Origin of the sequence: Tunturibacter psychrotolerans (genome assembly GCF_040359615.1) — a bacterium.
GTDB lineage: Bacteria > Acidobacteriota > Terriglobia > Terriglobales > Acidobacteriaceae > Edaphobacter > Edaphobacter psychrotolerans.
Genome location: NZ_CP132942.1, coordinates 5,321,409 through 5,339,393, shown reverse-complemented (window position 1 = coordinate 5,339,393; position 17,985 = coordinate 5,321,409). Strand labels below are relative to the sequence as shown.

General features: G+C 55.0%; 13 protein-coding genes and 1 pseudogene. 5 read left to right on the top strand and 9 right to left on the bottom strand.

Features of this window, described 5'->3' with window-relative positions:
- Window positions 1-86 precede the first annotated feature (86 nt).
- From RBB77_RS22345 to RBB77_RS22320, 6 genes are all read right to left on the bottom strand, one after another.
- A complete protein-coding gene (locus RBB77_RS22345) occupies window positions 87-932 on the bottom strand; it encodes a PP2C family protein-serine/threonine phosphatase (protein WP_353063906.1) in 846 nt (281 codons plus the stop codon).
- Window positions 933-1,034: 102 nt separating this feature from the next.
- Entirely contained in the window at window positions 1,035-1,757 is a 723-nt protein-coding gene (locus RBB77_RS22340; protein WP_353063905.1) for a response regulator transcription factor, read from the bottom strand.
- Window positions 1,754-3,424 carry a sensor histidine kinase gene (locus RBB77_RS22335; RefSeq protein ID WP_353063904.1) on the bottom strand — a complete coding sequence of 557 codons (1,671 nt, stop codon included), beginning with the start codon at window positions 3,422-3,424 and terminating at the stop codon, window positions 1,754-1,756. The genes RBB77_RS22340 and RBB77_RS22335 overlap by 4 nt, the downstream gene beginning before the upstream one ends.
- Window positions 3,425-4,496: 1,072 nt before the next feature.
- Complete coding sequence (locus tag RBB77_RS22330; RefSeq protein WP_353063903.1) at window positions 4,497-5,573, bottom strand: tetratricopeptide repeat protein; 1,077 nt, start codon at window positions 5,571-5,573, stop codon at window positions 4,497-4,499.
- Window positions 5,570-7,147, bottom strand: coding sequence for a serine/threonine protein kinase (locus RBB77_RS22325; protein ID WP_353063902.1), 1,578 nt, complete (start codon window positions 7,145-7,147; stop codon window positions 5,570-5,572). The genes RBB77_RS22330 and RBB77_RS22325 overlap by 4 nt, the downstream gene beginning before the upstream one ends.
- Window positions 7,148-7,773: 626 nt before the next feature.
- A complete protein-coding gene (locus RBB77_RS22320) occupies window positions 7,774-7,890 on the bottom strand; it encodes a DUF2255 family protein (RefSeq protein WP_353063901.1) in 117 nt (38 codons plus the stop codon).
- A 455-nt stretch (window positions 7,891-8,345) separates the two neighbouring features.
- Here RBB77_RS22320 and RBB77_RS22315 point away from each other — a divergent pair, with 455 nt between their 5' ends.
- The 5 genes from RBB77_RS22315 to RBB77_RS22295 all read left to right on the top strand — a co-directional run bounded on the left by RBB77_RS22315 (window position 8,346) and on the right by RBB77_RS22295 (window position 14,535).
- The gene (locus RBB77_RS22315; RefSeq protein ID WP_434557086.1) at window positions 8,346-10,469 is read left to right on the top strand and encodes a sigma 54-interacting transcriptional regulator; all 2,124 of its coding nucleotides are present in this window, start codon (window positions 8,346-8,348) and stop codon (window positions 10,467-10,469) included.
- Between the two features lie 578 nt (window positions 10,470-11,047).
- Window positions 11,048-11,959: an alpha/beta fold hydrolase gene (locus RBB77_RS22310; protein ID WP_353063900.1), complete on the top strand. Its 912-nt coding sequence runs from the start codon at window positions 11,048-11,050 to the stop codon at window positions 11,957-11,959.
- Between the two features lie 13 nt (window positions 11,960-11,972).
- On the top strand, window positions 11,973-12,812 hold the full coding sequence (locus RBB77_RS22305) for an alpha/beta fold hydrolase (RefSeq protein WP_353063899.1): 840 nt from the start codon (window positions 11,973-11,975) through the stop codon (window positions 12,810-12,812).
- A gap of 55 nt (window positions 12,813-12,867) precedes the next feature.
- Entirely contained in the window at window positions 12,868-13,641 is a 774-nt protein-coding gene (locus RBB77_RS22300) for an SDR family oxidoreductase (protein ID WP_353063898.1), read from the top strand.
- A 366-nt stretch (window positions 13,642-14,007) separates the two neighbouring features.
- Window positions 14,008-14,535, top strand: a complete 528-nt coding sequence (locus RBB77_RS22295; RefSeq protein ID WP_353063897.1) for a DUF417 family protein — start codon at window positions 14,008-14,010, stop codon at window positions 14,533-14,535.
- A 264-nt stretch (window positions 14,536-14,799) separates the two neighbouring features.
- On the opposite strand, the gene RBB77_RS22290 is transcribed toward RBB77_RS22295, so the two are convergent.
- The 3 genes and pseudogenes from RBB77_RS22290 to RBB77_RS22280 form a co-directional block, all read right to left on the bottom strand.
- Window positions 14,800-15,117: a hypothetical protein gene (locus RBB77_RS22290; RefSeq protein WP_353067692.1), complete on the bottom strand. Its 318-nt coding sequence runs from the start codon at window positions 15,115-15,117 to the stop codon at window positions 14,800-14,802.
- A gap of 165 nt (window positions 15,118-15,282) precedes the next feature.
- A pseudogene (locus RBB77_RS22285) lies at window positions 15,283-16,250 on the bottom strand (dihydrolipoyl dehydrogenase family protein); the annotation flags it as partial.
- Window positions 16,251-16,637: 387 nt separating this feature from the next.
- A complete protein-coding gene (locus tag RBB77_RS22280; RefSeq protein ID WP_353063896.1) occupies window positions 16,638-17,933 on the bottom strand; it encodes a Dyp-type peroxidase in 1,296 nt (431 codons plus the stop codon).
- Between the last annotated feature and the right edge of the window lie 52 nt (window positions 17,934-17,985).

The window sequence follows — 17,985 nt, the reverse complement described above, 5'->3', positions numbered from 1 at the left end:
AACTCTTTGGGATGCTGCAACTGCTGAAATAGGCGATCGAAATTGATGGACTGCGCTGTTCACAAAGGGTAGTTGAGGAATACAAGTCATCCGGCAAGTTCCTCCGGGTGTCGACATGTCGCGTCGCGTTGAATCACTGTCAAGCTGACATCGTCGCAAAGCGGACTACCGTTCGCGAAGTCTTGTAAGGTGGCAAGGAGCATCATGAGCGTGCCTTGAGCTAGCGTCGATTCGGCGCCTCGTAGAGCCGCTACTATCCGATCCAGCCCGAATTCGTCGCCTGAAGTGTTGGGGCATTCAAGTACACCATCGGAGTATGCGACAAGCGTGTCTCCGGGTTCAAGAGTCAGTTTGCCCAACTCGAACCTCGCACCTCCGATGGCACCCAACAGCGGGCCACCTGTTTCAAGCAGCTCAGTCCTTCCATCCGCGCGAAGCAATATTGGCGGAAAATGGCCGGCATTGCAGTAGCTGAGCTCTCCAAGATTGCAGTCAACCCGCGCGAGAAATGCCGTGGCGAACGGCGCAATCGGCCGCAGATAGCAGAGGTGGCGATTTATCTCCGAGGCAATCTTTGCCGGGTCGGAACTCGGACGGTCGTAACTTTGCAAAAGGCCAGCCAGATTAGTGAACCACATGCCAGCCGCAACACCTTTACCGGCGATGTCTCCGTGCGCCACAAGAACCTTGGACCCTCTTTGCAGGAACGACGTGAAATCCCCAGGAAGAAAGCGCGCCGCGAAGACCTCGCTTGCGAACTGTAAACAACCGCGGCGAAACTCGCGCGGGCCGCTTAGTTTGCGCTGGATCTGTGCTGCCTCGAACAGCTGGGAATGGAGATCCAGTTTTTCTCGCAGAAGCGAGTCCCTCTCGTCCTGCAGTGGCACGTCGGATGGCAACACCATCGACCCCACCATTGAGGATTGGGGCATGCTGTAACTTCGGCGCTCGCCGTTAGTCCGGAACTTGCCTTCATTTCTTCGTAGTACTCTGCCTTCGTTCATAATCTATGCCTCTTAGATTCTGATCGTTGCTTAGCCGACAAACCGATACCCTGTTCCATGCACTGTGAGGAAGTACTGTGGCTGTTCGGGATCGGGTTCAAGTTTTTGACGTAGACGTACCAGGTGCGTATCCACGGTTCGGGTAGTTGGGAAGTTCTCGTATCCCCAAACCTCTTCCAGAAGACGATCACGACTGAGCGTTTCGCCCGAATGGCAGATGAAGTACTTCAATAGCTCGAACTCTTTAGAGGAGACATCGAGAGCCTTGCCTGATCTGAGCACTCGTTGACGCCGCAGATCGACTTCCACGTTACCGAACGAGTGTTGATCCTGATTTTTGGGAACCACTGCCGTGCGTCGCAGCACGGCCTTCACTCGCGCCAACAACTCGCGGATTGAGAACGGTTTGGTCACGTAGTCGTCCGCGCCGAGTTCGAGGCCCACCACTTTGTCTAGTTCCTGCCCGCGGGCAGTCAGCATGATGATCGGAATCGAACCACGTTGAGCGCGTAGCTGTTTGCATACTTCCAGCCCGCTCATGCGGGGCATCATGACATCGAGGACCACAAGGTCGGGAGACTCTTCGAGCGCTCTCTGAAGGCCTTCGATTCCATCGCCCGCTGTCAGTACTTCATACCCTTCAAACTCGAAGTTGTCTCGAAGTCCAGCCACCATATTGGGCTCGTCCTCCACGACAAGAATTCTCGCTGGCCTCGGCGCTTCTGTTACCTTCGTCTTATCTTTTTGTCTCATGCCGGCACCCCTTTCGCCTGCTGGACCTCTGAAGTCTGGACTGGCAGAGTAATAGTGAACTTGCTGCCTCGACCGGGCTCGCTCTCAACCGCGACTTCACCCCCATGTGCCTGCACGATATGGCGCACTAGGGACAACCCCAGTCCGCTTCCCTTGGTGTTGTGCATCATTGGATCTCCCACTCGATAGAACTTCTCAAAGATCTTTGGCTGCTCCTTCGCGGGAATGCCGATTCCATGATCCACAACCTCAAGGTTGACGTCGCCATTGTGCCGGTAGAGGTTTACCCCAAGGTATTTCTCCGTCGCCGAGTACTTCACCGCGTTGTTCACCAGATTCAGCAGCGAACGCGCAATCGCTTCTCGATCCAGACTCACTTGCGGCAAATCGTTATCGATCTTCTGTTCAAACTGGAAACCGTTTTGCTCTATTTCAAAGCGATATGACTCTAGCGTGCCCCGCACCAAATCGGCCACATCCGTTTGGCGGAAGTCGTATTCTTTCTTGCCCGACTCGATACGCGAGAAGTCCAGAATATTGTTGATCAGCGAACTTAACCGCTCACTTTCTTTGCGAATGATCTCGTAATATTCCTGACGCTTTCCGGGGTTGGCGATGCGTCCAAGTTCGAGCGTCTCTGCATAAAGTCGAATGAGTGCCAGAGGAGTTCTTAACTCATGCGAGACGTTCGAGACAAAATCGGATTTCAACTTAGCCAGTGCAAGCTCTCGCGCGACATTTCGATAAGCGAGCAACATTCCTCCACCCATCAGCAGGGAAAGTGCTCCGAGAATGAGGAAGGCCGTCCGCACAAAGTGGTTGCTGATGTTCGCAATCGTAGTCCCGTGCAGCTTGATTCCCAGGATCAATCCGGGGAAGACTGTGTCAAAACCGCGCTCTACTTCAGGGGCGCCTCCATCCCAGCAACGCGAAGCAGCCAAAGGAGTATGCTCCTTTGAACTCCGCACCATGATCTCCGGAATAGGATGAGATGTATCGTTCTTATTCTGATCTGGCAGCACCTCTTCCAGCGCTTGAGGGAAAAACTTGTTGCTCAGGTAATCCGTGTCATAGATCAACCCTGCCAGGGCGGGATGCTCTGCGGTAGAACCGCGAGGCTTAAACACCACCAACGACTGATATTGCATCTTGTCGCCTCTGGTTACCCAGTTCGACGTAATGAAAACGTGCCGTCCCTCGGTCGTCTCAATCTTCTTAATCTTGCCGATCAGTTCTTCGGAGTCCAGATCGAACCAAGGTCCGATCATGGATGAGAACTTCTTGCTTTCTTCCACAAATTCTGGATCGCCCATCCGATCATGCTGAGATTGATTTTCAACGTGACCTTTTCTCCATAGGAATGCATGGGCAATGTCGGGGTGTGACTTCAGGAAAGCCTCGAGTTGGTCCCCCTGGCTCGCATCGGGAAACTTCGCACTGGCTTCCTCGGCGATCTCATAGGCGCGCGCATCAATCCGCTTTTCGGCGATAGCCAGAACCTGTTGATACTCTCGCTGAAAGACAGCCTCGATCGATTTTTCACGTTGTATGGTCCTCAGGTGCCACACACCGACCGCGATGAGCGCGGCAGCGGGCAACATAACTCCCAGCATGAATACCAACATGCGTGGACGCTCTGACCATCGACGAACTTGAAACTTCGCCATATCGACTCTCTTGGAGAGGCGCATAGTGCGCTCTGACAAACGCCCCATTCCCATCGGACTGAAGAATAAGCAAGAAAACTCGGCGATATGTCACAACGGAGCAACAAATTGCAAAAAGTTGTGAACTCACAGGATCCTCCAAAGGGGCATCCAGGAGGAAGATCCTCTAAACCTAAGCTCTTGATGAGACGCACCTACTAGGTATTTACCGCTCCTGGGGCGAGTCGCCAACCGAAAGTTGTCTTCTTACTTGTTGCGAAATCACCGATGCACTAATCGAAGGATCCTGTGGCGAATTGCGGCATCACCGCAGTCTAGACTTCTGCGCGGATGACGGGCAAACCGCACCTTACCCGCTGTTGGCCGTTCGGGCGCGTAACCGAAGGGTTGCGGAACATCCGGGAGTTAACTCAACGGCCCGCTGGTGATCAGCACTGGTGCACCAATGGTTCCAATGACGCGTGCGAGAAAGCTCGGATCGGCGGGCATCGACCAGATTTCCGATAGCCCCCAGTGTCACCTAAGGACAAATACTTCCCGTCAGGACTCCAGCTTCCGCAGCAAGTACTCGCTGGCCCGTCAGCAGGTTGCCACCCGCTCTGCCACTCCGACAGCAGAGGTCGCAAACCCGTTCCCTCTCGCGAAACCTCCCACAGCGTGGTGATTGATGCTTTAACATCGATGGCCGTTGGGCGCAACCCTTCTCCGTCGGGTGACCATCGCGGCTGCCATCCGAGGCCGGGCAAGGCTACCAGCCGCCTCGCTTCGCTCCCGTCGCTTTTCGCCCGATAGAGCGCAGTTCCCTGGACGTAAACCATCTCTCTCCCATCCAGCGACCAGGAAGCATCCCACGCCGTAGTGTCACGCAGTGGGTGAGCCCCCCGCCGGTATCGGAATCACCCACAACGGTGGCGCCGCTGCCGATCTATCGTCCCCGTCGCCAGCAGTTCCGAATCCCTCCGGGATACATCGAGCAACTCCGGCAACTCAAACGGGATCGCTTTCTGCGCCGTTTCGCCTCCGCAGCCGAGCTCCTGCGTTTGCGGGGTGCCCTACCAAGTTGGTCTGCGTCTCATCTCGAAACTAGCGCGGGCTGTCGACTGGTGGCCGTTGCTCTCGCTAAGAGCTTATCGAAGCGCGGGTCGCTGTGCAGTGGTTTCAAATCTTCGTCAGCACGCATGAAAGGAGCATTGTCATAGCCGGCTTCTATAGCGTGCTCGAGAAAGGCGAAAGCTTCATCTCGACGTCCCGTGCGAACGGCCAAGCAGGCGAGGTTATACCAGAGGTCAACAACGCCCTCGCGTGCCGTATGTCTCGAATCTGCGCCGATACTGGCGATTGTATCCATGTACATCCTTTTCGCCTCCTCGTAGCGCCCAGTCCTAGTTAGAGCGTCCCCGAGAATTCTGAGACTCTCAAGAGTGTCTTGGTGATGCGGGCCAAGAGTTCGCAGCTGGTCATCGAAGGCACGTCTGGCAAACTCCTCCACCTCCAGGGGGCGCTGTTCTCTGAGCAAGATGTCGGCGAGAAGCGACCGAGATGCAGATGTGTCTGGGTCGCTCGCATCCAGCAGACGTATTTGCGCTTCCAGAGTGTGACGCATCAGGGTTTCCGCTTCTTCATATCTGTTTTCCTGCTTGAGCACTGTTGCGAGGTTGTATTGCGAAAGAAGCGTGTCGGTATGCTCGTCGCCGAGGAGGCGCTGACGGGTGGCCAGAACCTGCCGTAGCAATGATTCAGCCTCAGGATAGCGCTGCTCAGCGGAGAGTACGTTCGCGAGTCCCTCTTGGGCACGCGTCGTCGACGGGTGATCCTGCCCCACAACCCGTGACTCTATCTCCAGCGCCTTTCGATATAGGTTTTCGGCTTCTGCATTGTGGCCATCGATGAATCGAATGGTATTGGCTAGCGTCGTCATCGAGTTCGCCGTATCCGGGTGTTCCGGTCCCAGGACGCGCTTCTCGATCTCAAGATTTTCCCGGTACAGCTTCTCGGCTTCCTCATAGTTGCCCTGATCCAGAAACACGGTGGCGAGATCGTGAACGGTTGCCAAAGTATCGGGATGGTCTGCGCCCAGGTTGCGGCGCTCCCCATCGAGCAATTGGCGATACTCCGCTTCGGCTTCTGCAAAGCGATTTTCGCCGTTCAATGCATTGGCCAGCCCATCCATAAATCGCAGTGCGGATTTTCCGGGCCTTGACGCCGATTGCTGATATCGATCGACTCCCGTTCAAGTTTTTCCACCTGGGCATAGTGCGCTTGCCGGAGCAGGATCCGTGCGAGGCGATCCCTGGATTCGAGGGTCGAGGGATTTTCGGCACCAAGGATGCGGCTTTGAGTATCGATCGTTGACCGGATCAAGCCTTCGGCCTCGGCATCATGCCCATCGAGATAGAGTATCCATGCCATCTGGGACTTTGCCTCCAATGTCTTCGGGTTATCGGCCCCCAGTGTTCTTACCCGGTCCTGCAAAATACGTTCCATCAATGCGTGCGCTCGCGAAAAGAGGCCGAGGTTTTCGTAGGTCTTGGCCATAACCAGCATCAGCTGGGAACGAACCGCGGGATCGCGATCCAGATCTCTCTCGATCTCATTTGACGACCTGTCGAGGATCTCCCGCGCTGTTACGGTGTTGCCACGCGCTTCGCTCGGAGCAGAGACCTTAAACATGTTTGTCAGGAACTCTGTGATTCGGTCAGCCCGGTCGCGTTCGCGTCGGATGCTCCTAAGCTCAATCGCTTGGGCTATCGCAAAGACTATACCCAGAAGTACTGACAAACTCACCAGCGTGACACGTAGTCTGCGGCGGCGGATGTATTTGTGCGCTCGGTAGATAGCACTAGGCGCACGCGCCAGAACTGGCTCGTTGTCGAGGTACCTACGGATGTCGGCAGCCAGTTCCATCGGGGTGGAGTAGCGGCGTGACCGGTCCTTTTCGAGATCTCGTAGGGCGATGGCATCAAGATCTCCACTCAACAAGCCGATCAGAGATTGCGGGTCCACACCGCGATTCTTTGCGATTGCTTGTGAATCTTCACTCTCCGTTAGAAGTCGGCCGCTCGGATTCGGTGCATCCTCATCGCGTAAGCGCCGCAGTACTTCATCGTAGGCCAGCTTTCGAAAATCGAAAGGCAAAGTACCACTAAGCAACTCGTAAAGCACTACGCCAAGCGAATAGACATCACTTCGCGTATCGATGTCCTCCCCGCGAGAATCGGCCTGCTCGGGACTGATATAGCCCACGGTACCAATCAGCGTGCCGATCTGGGTGTACATCGTTCCGGCATTCAGATGCTGGGCAGTGGCTTTGGCCACGCCAAAGTCAATGATGTGGGGGATCGGGTTGCTCTCTCCTTCAGAAACCAGTATGTTCGAGGGCTTCAAATCACGGTGAATGATGGCTTTCTGATGAGCATGTTGGACTCCGTCGCATACAGCAAGAAATAGTCGGAGCCGCTGCCGAATATTGAGCTTGTGCCGATCGCAATAAGCGTTAATCGGCAAGCCAGCCACATATTCCATCACGAAATAGGGGCGGCCATCGACAGTTGAGCCAGCGTCGAAGACCTTAGCGATCGACGGGTGACTCATCAACGCAAGTGCCTGGCGCTCAGACTCGAAGCGGGCAATCACTTCTCGCGTGTCCATGCCGGCCTTGATTAGCTTGACAGAAACACGGCGTCGGACGGACTGCTTCTGCTCTGCAAGCCAGACCTCTCCCATCCCACCCTCACCGATCAATTGCAGCAACTGATAGAGCCCAATGGCCTTACCAGCGGTTGAGAGGGCGGGGTGATATTTGGGTTCTGCGGATGTCGGCTGGCTCCCTGCTATTTCTCCCTGGGGCCTTCGGGCGGTTGTGGATTCATCTGCCTCCATTTCGGTTTCTCCTGTTGAATCGGAGCCCGGACCGTCAAGATGAGTCTACGTCCATCGACATACGATTGCGACTACCACGTCGATATTGATCGATATCGAAAGAATAGCCGGCTTCTTCGATAAAGGATGGTGGCTGTGATTCTATGGTGGGCGTCAGTCTGAGCGCTCGAGAGATGTCCGGCTTGTTGGTGCCATCTACGTTCCTGCTTGCCGATTACGGAGTTCATGCTAAAAGCCTCACATTTCCTCTGTTACAGCTCAAGCTATTTACTATCCGTACATTTAGAGCCGTCGTGAGCAGCAGCTTTTTCACTAAGCTCCGAATTGGGGGACCATTCCTTCTGCCTCAGCTTTATCAAGTGGGGCTGGGGTTCACTCCAATTGAATCCGGGCTGCTCGTTATGCGTTCATTGCTCCCTCTACTAGTTCAAAGCTGACATCCGTTGTTTTTCCCGCCGCGGTGATCTGACCTACCTTCTGCTCAAGGCAGCGTTGTACCAACGCGAACCCGTCCCGTTGTAGGCCCTCACATAGAGGTTTTCATCAACGAAGACGGACCATATCCAGGTGGGAGTTCCATATGTCACGCCATCGTCTCAGAGTGGAGCAATATGCATATCGTCGCTCGATGCGATTTTCTGGAGTCTGTTCTGTGTCCAAGCACCATGCTTCAGCTCTCTTAACTTCGGGTTTCCAGCAGGTCTCACTTGTCGCCGTTGTACTGAAGATCGGTCACCGGCTCAAACCAATTCACGGCCCAGCCGGCGCGAGCAAGTCAATGGAGGAGGTCGGTGTAGACCTTGTTAACCATCAATCGCGTCACTTCAGGCGCAAGGGGGTACATACGGAGCGTTCCATTTCGGTTCCGCGGCTAGAGTTGTTCTGAAGATCGCGCCGGATGAGTTCTCGGGGAATGAGCCGAAGAGTTTGTAGGACAAGCGCCCATCCCCATCTTGTTCTTCACGGACAAGTGTTGCGTCAAACTCGGACTACAATTTAGTCCTACGCTCTCCCGGCGGAGTCGTTGAGAAAATGAGAACCGATGGAGTCTTTAACACAATCTTGCTCGAAGCTGAACTTGAGCACCGAAGACGCGCATACCGCGTCAGGTTTGCTTTCCTCCGAATCGGTGCTCAATACTCTGCGGCTAATCCTCACTGGAGCTCCTTTGGCTGAGGTGCTTACAATTATTGCCCAACTAGTTGAATCTTCGGGCGATGGGACGTTGTGCACCATCTGGCTTCCCCACGAGGACGGAAAGCAACTCTATTGTGCAGCGGCACCCGGTCTCCCAGGGTTCATCTCTGGCGCAGGATCGATGGCGATCGGTCCAAGGGGTGGATCCTGTGGCACAGCCGTCTATCGCAAGGCGCCGGTCTATGTAAACGACGTTCTCACTGATCCGGTCTGGGATCATTATCGTCATCGGCTCTTACCTTTTGGAATCCGAGCAGTGTGGTCGAAGCCGTTGTTTACGAACGAAGGTCAAGTCCTTGGGACGTTCGCCATTCATTATCGTGAACCGCGGAGCCCTGACGCCGCCGATCTGCACTTGATCGAGAGCGCCAGTCATATCGCCGGAATTGCGATTGAGCGTCACTTGAATGAAGAAAAGTTACGGTATGAACGCGATCGTCTGCGATTGCTTCTGGAAATCACAAGCAGCGTGACATCCAGGCTGGACCTCCGGCAAGTGGTTGAGGCGCTTTCGACGAATCTATTCAAGACAATGCAATGTGACGTGTCCGCCTTGTTGCTACCCGATTCCGAAAGCGGCGAGTTACGCGTCAACAACTTGTACAACCCAGACGCGAGAGGGCCTTTCCGCGAGGGATCCCTGGTCCCGATGAATGGTTCGATCTCAGGTCAGGTATTACGTGAGGGCAAGAGCATCCGGATCGATAGCTTCGAACAGGTCTGCGGGGATCCTGAAATTTATGGGAATCCTAACGGCCAGCTTCTTTACAAGCACGTAATTGAGGAAGCCCTCAGCGTGGGGTGTTATCTTCCGCTTTTAAGCCGTGATCGCGTAGTTGGCGTTCTAATGCTCTCTAGACGTTCGAACCATCCTTTTGAGCAAGACGACGTCGTCTTACTTGAGCAGGTGGCCTGTCAGATAGCGATTGCAGTTGAGAACACGTTGGAGTACGAAAAGGCGACAAAGGATCGAGACAAAGAAGCTAAACAGAGGCTGTATCTAGAAGAAGAGATCCGGGCCGAGTTTGGGTCAATCGTCGGTGAGAGCCCCGCCTTGAAGAGCGCTCTACATCTGGTGGCCGTTGTGGCGCCGACAGATTCGAGCGTGTTAATTCAGGGCGAGACGGGTACCGGCAAGGAACTGATTGCCCGGGCTATTCACAATCTGAGCAGCCGCCGGGATCGTGCGTTTGTTAAGTTGAACTGCGCTGCAATTCCGCTTGGGCTCCTTGAGAGTGAGCTGTTCGGTCACGAGAAAGGGGCATTTACCGGGGCCGTTGCACAGAAGACGGGGCGCTTCGAACTCGCTCACAAGGGAACACTCTTTTTGGATGAAGTCGGCGACATTCCTCTGGAACTGCAAGCAAAACTGCTCCGAGTCCTGCAAGAGCAGGAGTTTGAAAGGCTCGGGAGCAACCGGACTCACAAGGTTGACGTCCGGCTTGTTGCGGCGACCCATCGGGATTTGACCGTGATGGTAAAGCAGGCGACGTTCCGTGAGGACCTCTACTATCGGCTAAAAGTATTCCCGATCCATGTCCCCACCTTGCGGCAACGTACAAAAGATATCCCGAAACTGGTCTTGCACTTCACAGACCTGTACGCACGACGCATGAACAAGAGGATCGACACGATCCCTGCGGAGACGATGGATGCGCTCGTGCGATATAGCTGGCCGGGAAACGTCCGCGAATTGCAGAACTTTATCGAGCGCGCCGTCATCCTTTCTCCTCACACTATTTTGCGAGCACCCACGTCCGAACTTGAGCCTTTCACCGCCGCAAGGCAATCGAACACGCCCATGACAGGTCTTGAAGAAGTAGAGCGAGATCACATCCTCTGTGCGCTCGAGGCCAGCGATTGGGTCGTAGGCGGCAGAAACGGAGCGGCCGAGCGGTTGGGGATGAAGCGCACCTCTCTTGTTTACAAGATGCGGAAGCATCGTATCGTGCGTCCCGTTTCTTCCTAATGAGAGAACGCCGTCGAGAGTTCGGTTCGTCAGGTCTGAAGACATCGGTGCCATCAATCTGGTTGTGCCGAATCCTCTTGAGCGCTAAAGACGCCATCAGCCAAGAGCCCTCCAAGCATGCTCGAAAGCCAAAGATCCAGTGTGCCTGGTACGCATGCTCTTGACGCCACCACTCAGTTCGGAGGCAGGTTCTCTGGGGGGATTGCGGTCGCTGATCGTCCTCTGGTGAAGTTGAACATTCACCCTGCACAGCAAACTCCTCGAGCGCAGATCGCGCCGTGATCGTTACGACCCGTGCTGCTGGCGCGATAAATCTCGCGACTAACTTTCGTCACTGTTGGATATTCGTCACGTCTTGGTCAGCGAGCGACAGATATCTTTTCGCGTTCCCCTTACCTATCCTGCAGGAGCTTAGGGATTTAGCTGCGTGCCCCGACGTGGATCGTGAGTTCTAGGTTTGGCCTTACGCCTGCATTAACACATCTGCGGGCACTCGGTTGTTCCAGAGAACCCCAATCAAAGCGGAGACCGACAGAGACTCGTCCACGATCAACCAGACCAGAGAGAGAAGAGGCTTTATGTGTACTGTCCTTGCTAAGTTCGCGATACCGGTGACATCCGTTCATACCATTGAAGCAGATGGAATTGAAGTTTTCTATCGGACAGCCGGCGACCCAAATGCACCGGTTGTGCTCCTGCTGCACGGATTTCCGACGTCGTCCTTCATGTTTCGCGAGCTTATTCCACGCCTCTCAGACCAGTTCCGAGTGATCGCACCGGACCTGCCCGGTTTCGGATTCACGAGAGTGCCTGAGACACGAGCCTATGCCTACTCGTTCGACGCGCTGGCACGCGCATTGGAGGCGTTCACAGATGCTCTCGGTTTAGAGCGCTACGCGATATACGTGTTTGATTACGGTGCTCCCACAGGCTTCCGTCTGGCGATGAGCCGCCCCGAACGGATCACTGCGATCGTCTCACAGAATGGCAATGCCTATGAAGAAGGCCTCGGCGACGCGTGGGCACCCATCAGAAAATACTGGTCTGAGCCGACCAAAGAAAACAGGGACGTGATCCGTCAAAACATCCTGAACTTCCAAGGAACTCGTTGGCAGTACACGCACGGAGTAGCGAATCCGGAAAGCGTGACGCCTGAGTCGTACACCTTGGATGCCGCGTTGCTCGAACGACCGGGAAACAAAGAGATCCAGCTCGACTTGTTCCTGGACTACGCATCGAACGTGAAGCTTTACCCGCGGTTTCAGGACTATTTCCGCAAATCGAAGCCGCCTTTGCTGGCGATCTGGGGTCAGAACGACCCATTCTTCATTCCGGCAGGAGCTGAGGCGTTCCGTAATGATCTGCCAAATGCGAAGGTCCAGTTCCTGGATACCGGTCACTTCGCCATAGAGACTCACGTGGTAGATATAGCTTTCTCCATGAAGGAGTTTCTCCAGGATGCCGGCGTGTCTGGCCGAACAAGTAAATAAAACCAGGAGGAAAATGATGGAACGTCGTAGCTTTTTAGGTGCTCTCACAGCCACATCTCTGGGGGTTTTGCTCAAGGGCTCTTTCAGCGAAGTTGTGCAAGCACAAAACACGACACAAGCCGCTGCGAGTTCGCAGGCGCAGGCTTCCGCGGTGAGTGAATTTCCTCGGAACTCAACGATAATTTTGGTGCATGCTGCGTGGGCCGACGGTTCGTGTTGGAGCAACATCATTCTGCCTTTGGAACAGCGTGGTCTTCAAGTCATCTGTGCGCCGATTCCGCTCACGTCCCTAACCAACGACGCTACCGCTTTGAGTCAGGTGCTGGAACGGACGAGCGGCCCGGTCATTCTGGTGGGGCATGCCTATTCTGGAGCAGTGATCGCCGCTGTACGGGAAGACCGAGTCAAGTCTCTGGTCTATATCTCGGCGCTCGCGCCGGATGAGGGCGAAACCGTAGCCAAGGTGTTCTATCTCAACCCAAATTCTCCCGAAGCGCCGAAGATGTCTCCCGATTCCCATGGTCTTATATGGATGCCGGACGATGGATTTCGCCGGGCGGTTGCGCATAAGGCCTCTGCAGACCAAGCAAAAATTGCAGCGGCTGTGCAACGGCCACTTGGGGTTCAGTGCATTCAAGAGCAGGCGCCAGTGCCGCTGTGGAAATCAAAACCGTCGTGGTTTTTGATCGCGGAGGAGGATCGCATGATCCCCCCGAAAACCCAGCGCTTCATGGCGGATCGTATGGGCGCAACGATTCGGTCGCATCGTGTGGACCACACGCCTATGTATTCAGACCCGCAAGTCGTTATCGGCGTGGTCCTTGAAGCCGCGCGTCAAACCCTCTCACGATAGCGTTTCACCGTAACGAGTTTCACCCCGGATCTAAGCAGATCGAAAGGGCAATCATATGACCGTTATGAAATCTGTCGCCATTGTCACCGGTGCGAGCCAGGGGATCGGTCGGGCAACCGCAATCCGGCTGGCGCGCGACTTCTCCGCAGTCATACTCGTAGCCAGGAATAAGGACGAATTGGAGAAAACTGCATCCGCCGTCAACTCGGTCGATGCGGAGTCACTGATCTACGCGCTCGATCTGCGCGAGCCCCAGGCGGCTGAGGTCATCGTCAAAGGCGTCCTCGATCGCTTTGGCAGAATCGACGCCCTGGTTAACATCGCCGGTGCGGTACCGCAGATTGATCTGTTCGAGATGACGGATGCACAGTGGGACGACGGCATGGCACTCAAGCTTCACGGTGCACGCCGCCTCACTGTACAAGCCTGGGATGCACTCAAAGCCTCGAGCGGCTCCGTCGTTTTAATCTCTGGAAGCGCGGCCCTGGATCCGAAGCCAGGTTTCGCAGCCGTAGCGACCATCAACGCCGCCATCATTGCGCTGGCGAAGGCCTTCGCAGAACAAGGCATTAAAGATGGAGTTCAAGTCAACAGCGTAGTTCCGGGCGCAGTCATGACAGGTCGTCGCCGCTCCTTCATGGAACACTGGGCTCCGGAGCACGGCATGAGCGTTGAAGAGGCCACGAAGCAGTTTCCTGAAAAGGCGGGCATAGCTCGCTATGGAACACCAGAAGAAATCGCTGACTTGATGGCCTACATGGTGTCACCAGCCAAGTGGATGACAGGCACCTCCGTACGCATGGACGGTGGTGAAACCAAAGGCATCTAGTGCAGGAAGGTCAAAGTCTTCGACTCGCTAAACCCAAATACTTTGCCGGCCTTTATATGGAGGATGCGGCAACTCTAAGAGCGCGCAGGCTATCACCACATGCAAAGGTCGTCGTGAGTGCCGTACTGGCCTCGCACTGTGACGCACCGTGTGACAAACATTCGTCAGTGTCGGACATCCATCGCAACTTCATCTGCCGGAGACTGACGATGTAGCGAAATTTCCTATCGATTCTGCAGAGCAGAACCTATTTAGCTCGACCACCTGCCACACAGGAAGGGCCGGCAGTGGTTGGCGTCTTGATTGCAACTTAGCAACTGATTACGTCACGTACGAATTTACGAAAGCGACGGAAGGATACAAAAGATGAACACACTGGAACAGAGCGTGGTTTCTCATGGGCAACCAAAGAACAAACTAACTGAATTGGCTACATGGATAGATGATCGTAATATTCCTTTCCTGGTCATCAGCATCGGCTTGATCGTCATGCTCTTCTGGGCCGGAACTTATAAAATGACTGCTCCAGGAGCGGATGGCATAGTTCCCCTGGTTTCTAATAGTCCGCTGATCAGCTGGCACTTCAAATTATTCGGGCCATATCTCGGTTCCGATTTGATCGGTCTTACCGAGTGGCTTGCCGCGATATTGTTTGTGACTGGCTATATAAAGCCTAAAGCAGGTATCGTAGGCGGCTTCGTCGCGACGCTGATGTTCTTTACGACCAGCACAATGATCATCACAACACCGGGCACGATAACTGTGGTTCACGGAATGAAGTATATGAGCTTCTTGGGCTTGTTTCTCTTCAAAGATGTCATATCTCTTGGAGCGTCTCTTTATCTAATCAGCTATTTCGGGAGAAAAGCCATTCTGGCAGAAAACAAAAACTGATCATCAAAGCAGACGCGACCTTGGCAAAAAGTCCGGCCCGCATTTCGGAGCACCAGTGCTTTTATCCCAGCGAAGGTGAGCCAAACTGAAGAGATGGAATCGTCCGCTCGAATAAAACTGATTAGGCCATGGTGAATTCAACAGATCGGACTCGGCTGGGTCGCTCCCCCCTAAATCCATAGAGAGCTGCAAAGCCTAATAGCTTCTGAACGGACGCAAAGATATGGACGGCATATAGGTTCTGATGACGACCGTCCCTGCACCTTATGAGGCTGTCGATAGGGATGGAGCAGACGAGAACAAGGGAGTCAGTCCCTCGACAAGCGTTGGGTGGGCCCAGATGGCATCGCGGAGTGCGGTGTAAGGGAGGCCGGCTATCATCGCAGTCTGGACCGACGCCATAATCTCGCCGCCATCAACAGCGAACGCGGTGAAGCCAAGAATGAGATCATTGTCGAGCCCTACCAACGCTTTAAAAAATCCGCGTGTCTCGGAGAGAGTGTGGGCTCGCAGCACTCGCTCCATTGGGATTTTGAACAAGCGATAGGCTATGTTTTGCCCTTTGGCTTCCTTCTCCGTCAGACCGATTCGCGCGAGTTCGGGATCTGTGAAAAGGGTGTAGGGGATTAGTCGACATGTTGTAACGTGATTGCCGCCTGCAAGATTGTCGCGGACGACGCGGAAGTCGTCAACACTGACATGTGTGAACTTAGGGGTTCCGGCAACCTCGCCGATAGCCCAGACGCCTGGCGCGGTCGTCTCAAGCCGTCCGTTCACCTTGACGTAACCGCGCTCATCCAACTCGACCCCTGCCAACTCGAGTCCTATATTTTCTGTGTTTGGACGTCGCCCTGCCGCCACAAGCAGGTGGGTGCCCACGAGAGTCTTTTCTCTTCCCCCTTGGTCGACAACAACCGTCACCGCAGTGCCGGATCTACCAGAGATATGCTTCACTTTTGCATTCAGAACTGTCTCAATGCCTTCGTGCGTGAACAAACTGGCAAGACCACTGGTCACATCATCATCTTCCAGGTGGAGCAAGCGGTCATTTCGATCAATGCCGTAACCTTGCTACCGAACCGGCTCATCGCCTGCGACAGTTCCAGTCCAACAAAGCCTGCGCCCAGCACGATGAGGTGCCGTGGGACCACATCCAGTTCGAGTGCCTCGATGTGTGTCAGTGGTTGTGCATCAGATAGTCCCGGAATTGGTTTCGAAGCAGCCCGCGTGCCCGTGCTAACAATCACATTGGTCCCGCGGAGTCGGCGAGTAGTCCCGTCTTCAAGCGTTACCTCCAGAGCTTTCGGTCCCATAAAGCGTCCTGATCCAAGAATGAACTCGGCCCCAGTCTGCCTGAAGTTCTCGAGATACATATCATTTAATCCCGACACCATCGCGCGCTTCCGGTCCCGCACCGCCGGCATGTCGATGTGGAAGGTATCCGTCATGGAGCCGAACTCTTTCCCTCTACGCAAGTAGGACGCAACCCTCGCACTCTGAACAATGTTCTTGCTGGGGAGACAGGCAATGTTCGGGCAAGAGCCACCTATGTACTTTCGCTCTATTACCGCAACGCGCTGTCCTTGACCCGCGAATGTCCATGCGGCGAGCGTCGCTCCGGTCCCGTCGCCCAGAATGACAAGGTCATATTCATCCAAAGCGAGACCGTGCGTTGCGCTGTTTGACGGAAAATCCTTGTTTTCACGTAAGTCCATGTCACGAAGCTGTGCAACCGGCGTGCCACAGAGGTTGGCGTTGGTTTGAGTACGAACTCATGGTCTAAGCGGCTCTTCCCGAGTGAGTTATGGCACGGGTCGATGGCGGAAGTCAAGCTTTGGTGTGACAAAATTGCGACCGATATCCGACACTGACGGTCAGCGAACGCAGCGATCGTCTGGCATTCTGACAATCGGAGTCGGCTGGCGTATCGCAACAATGATGTGCATGAAAGGGCTAAATGCTTCAGATCTGACTCTGATCTGTGTACTCTGCTGCTGGTTCGGTATGGTAGGGCCGAGAAATCCAACATCGCTGGCGAGCATATGCGTTCTGACGTCGCCGGCGTCTGTGCAGAAATGGTTCTTCGTATGTCCTGGCAGTCTTCATGATGGAAGATTCGCGATGAAACGCAGGCCAGTAATGCTGGGCAGGAAAGTGTAGGCGGAGCCGCGAGTGGTGACAAGGCGAGGGAAATGCGAGATGACGAGGGGCGTGGAATTGTCACGAGGAATGACAAATGTGTTTTCCCCCTCGGCAGAGTTTCCCAGAATTGGATCAGTCGTGCCGTAGATGCCGGGAGCAAAGGTGCTTCCGTTCATCCATTCGGACATAAGGAACTCAAACTGGTCTTTAATGCTCACCCCAATAAAGAGGCCGAGAAGTCCGCGCTTGATGCCATCGTTCGGATTCGATGGATCGTAAGGCGAGCCGTAGGGAATACCGCGGCGGACGATGCGATGCCGCGAACCGCCATCTCCGGCAATCGTTGACCCCCGCGGATTGGCGCGGCGCATGTGAGCGCCGATTGGACAGCGCAAGCCTCGGCGATCATTGAAGGCATCGGGAACGGCATCCGACGGGACATAATCGTATCGATTCAAGTCCGAGGTTGCCAATGGCGGGACCGGCGAATCGGAGCTGGGCGAAATACTCAGCGGCGTTCCGTTGCGCCAGCGACCCATGATCTTTGCCGCCAGAAGTTCTCCATCTATGCCGTAACGCTCCTTCGATTGGTTCAGCAGTGCGTCGAAGGCGGCGCAATCCTGCTCCAATATTCGCAGCACCATGAAGCTTCCGTTGCGGCCCAGTTCGTCCGGTAGGGGAACTGGATAGCTGAACTGGTCAAACTGGCTGGGGTAGCCGAGGAGGAACTCACCTGCCGGCGCAACAGGCTGCTTGTCGGGAAATGGATTCTCGATGCCGCAATCGACCGTCGGCTGGGAAAAGCCGTCTCGATACCCGAAGTGGGCAACACTTCCTGGGAGGACATCGCCAGGAAGCGTTGCGACCTCCGACCACGCACCACCTGAGATCAGGGTTTGTCGAAGCAGGGCCGTCTGGGCGTCACGGACGTCAGGGCTTTGAGCGAAGAGGAGAACGAGCGCGTGCAGTCCAGGTTGACCGAGTCCGTAGTTCCAGTTCTCAGCAGAGCAGGGTCCGATGTCACCGACCTCCGCACAACGGCTGAAGGCGCCCGCTGCGAAGTCTTGGGGAAAAGAGTTGAGAGAAGCTGGCGAAACGTTCAGCGCTGCGAGGCCCTGAATAGTGAGGGCGACGTTCACGCAGAAAGCGGGCTTCTCCTGCCAGAGTGTACCCGCGGTTACAGAAAGACTCCCGAGGGTTCGACGTGCACCCGCTGGCTCCTGCACGCGCAGCAACAAGAATGCGGCGCAATCCATGCCATAGCTCCGCAGGATCAAGCCCTGAACATCATCCAGTGGCACCATAAAG

Excerpts from the sequence above, each read along its gene's own strand:
- RBB77_RS22280 (WP_353063896.1), bottom strand. The coding sequence starts at position 17,933 with ATGGATTGCGCCGCATTCTTGTTGCTGCGCGTGCAGGAGCCAGCGGGT.
- RBB77_RS22300 (WP_353063898.1), top strand. The coding sequence starts at position 12,868 with ATGACCGTTATGAAATCTGTCGCCATTGTCACCGGTGCGAGCCAGGGG.
- RBB77_RS22325 (WP_353063902.1), bottom strand. The coding sequence starts at position 7,147 with ATGGGAGAGGTCTGGCTTGCAGAGCAGAAGCAGTCCGTCCGACGCCGT.
- RBB77_RS22345 (WP_353063906.1), bottom strand. The coding sequence starts at position 932 with ATGCCCCAATCCTCAATGGTGGGGTCGATGGTGTTGCCATCCGACGTG.
- RBB77_RS22315 (WP_434557086.1), top strand. The coding sequence starts at position 8,346 with ATGGAGTCTTTAACACAATCTTGCTCGAAGCTGAACTTGAGCACCGAA.
- RBB77_RS22335 (WP_353063904.1), bottom strand. The coding sequence starts at position 3,424 with ATGGCGAAGTTTCAAGTTCGTCGATGGTCAGAGCGTCCACGCATGTTG.
- RBB77_RS22340 (WP_353063905.1), bottom strand. The coding sequence starts at position 1,757 with ATGAGACAAAAAGATAAGACGAAGGTAACAGAAGCGCCGAGGCCAGCG.
- RBB77_RS22295 (WP_353063897.1), top strand. The coding sequence starts at position 14,008 with ATGAACACACTGGAACAGAGCGTGGTTTCTCATGGGCAACCAAAGAAC.
- RBB77_RS22310 (WP_353063900.1), top strand. The coding sequence starts at position 11,048 with ATGTGTACTGTCCTTGCTAAGTTCGCGATACCGGTGACATCCGTTCAT.
- RBB77_RS22305 (WP_353063899.1), top strand. The coding sequence starts at position 11,973 with ATGATGGAACGTCGTAGCTTTTTAGGTGCTCTCACAGCCACATCTCTG.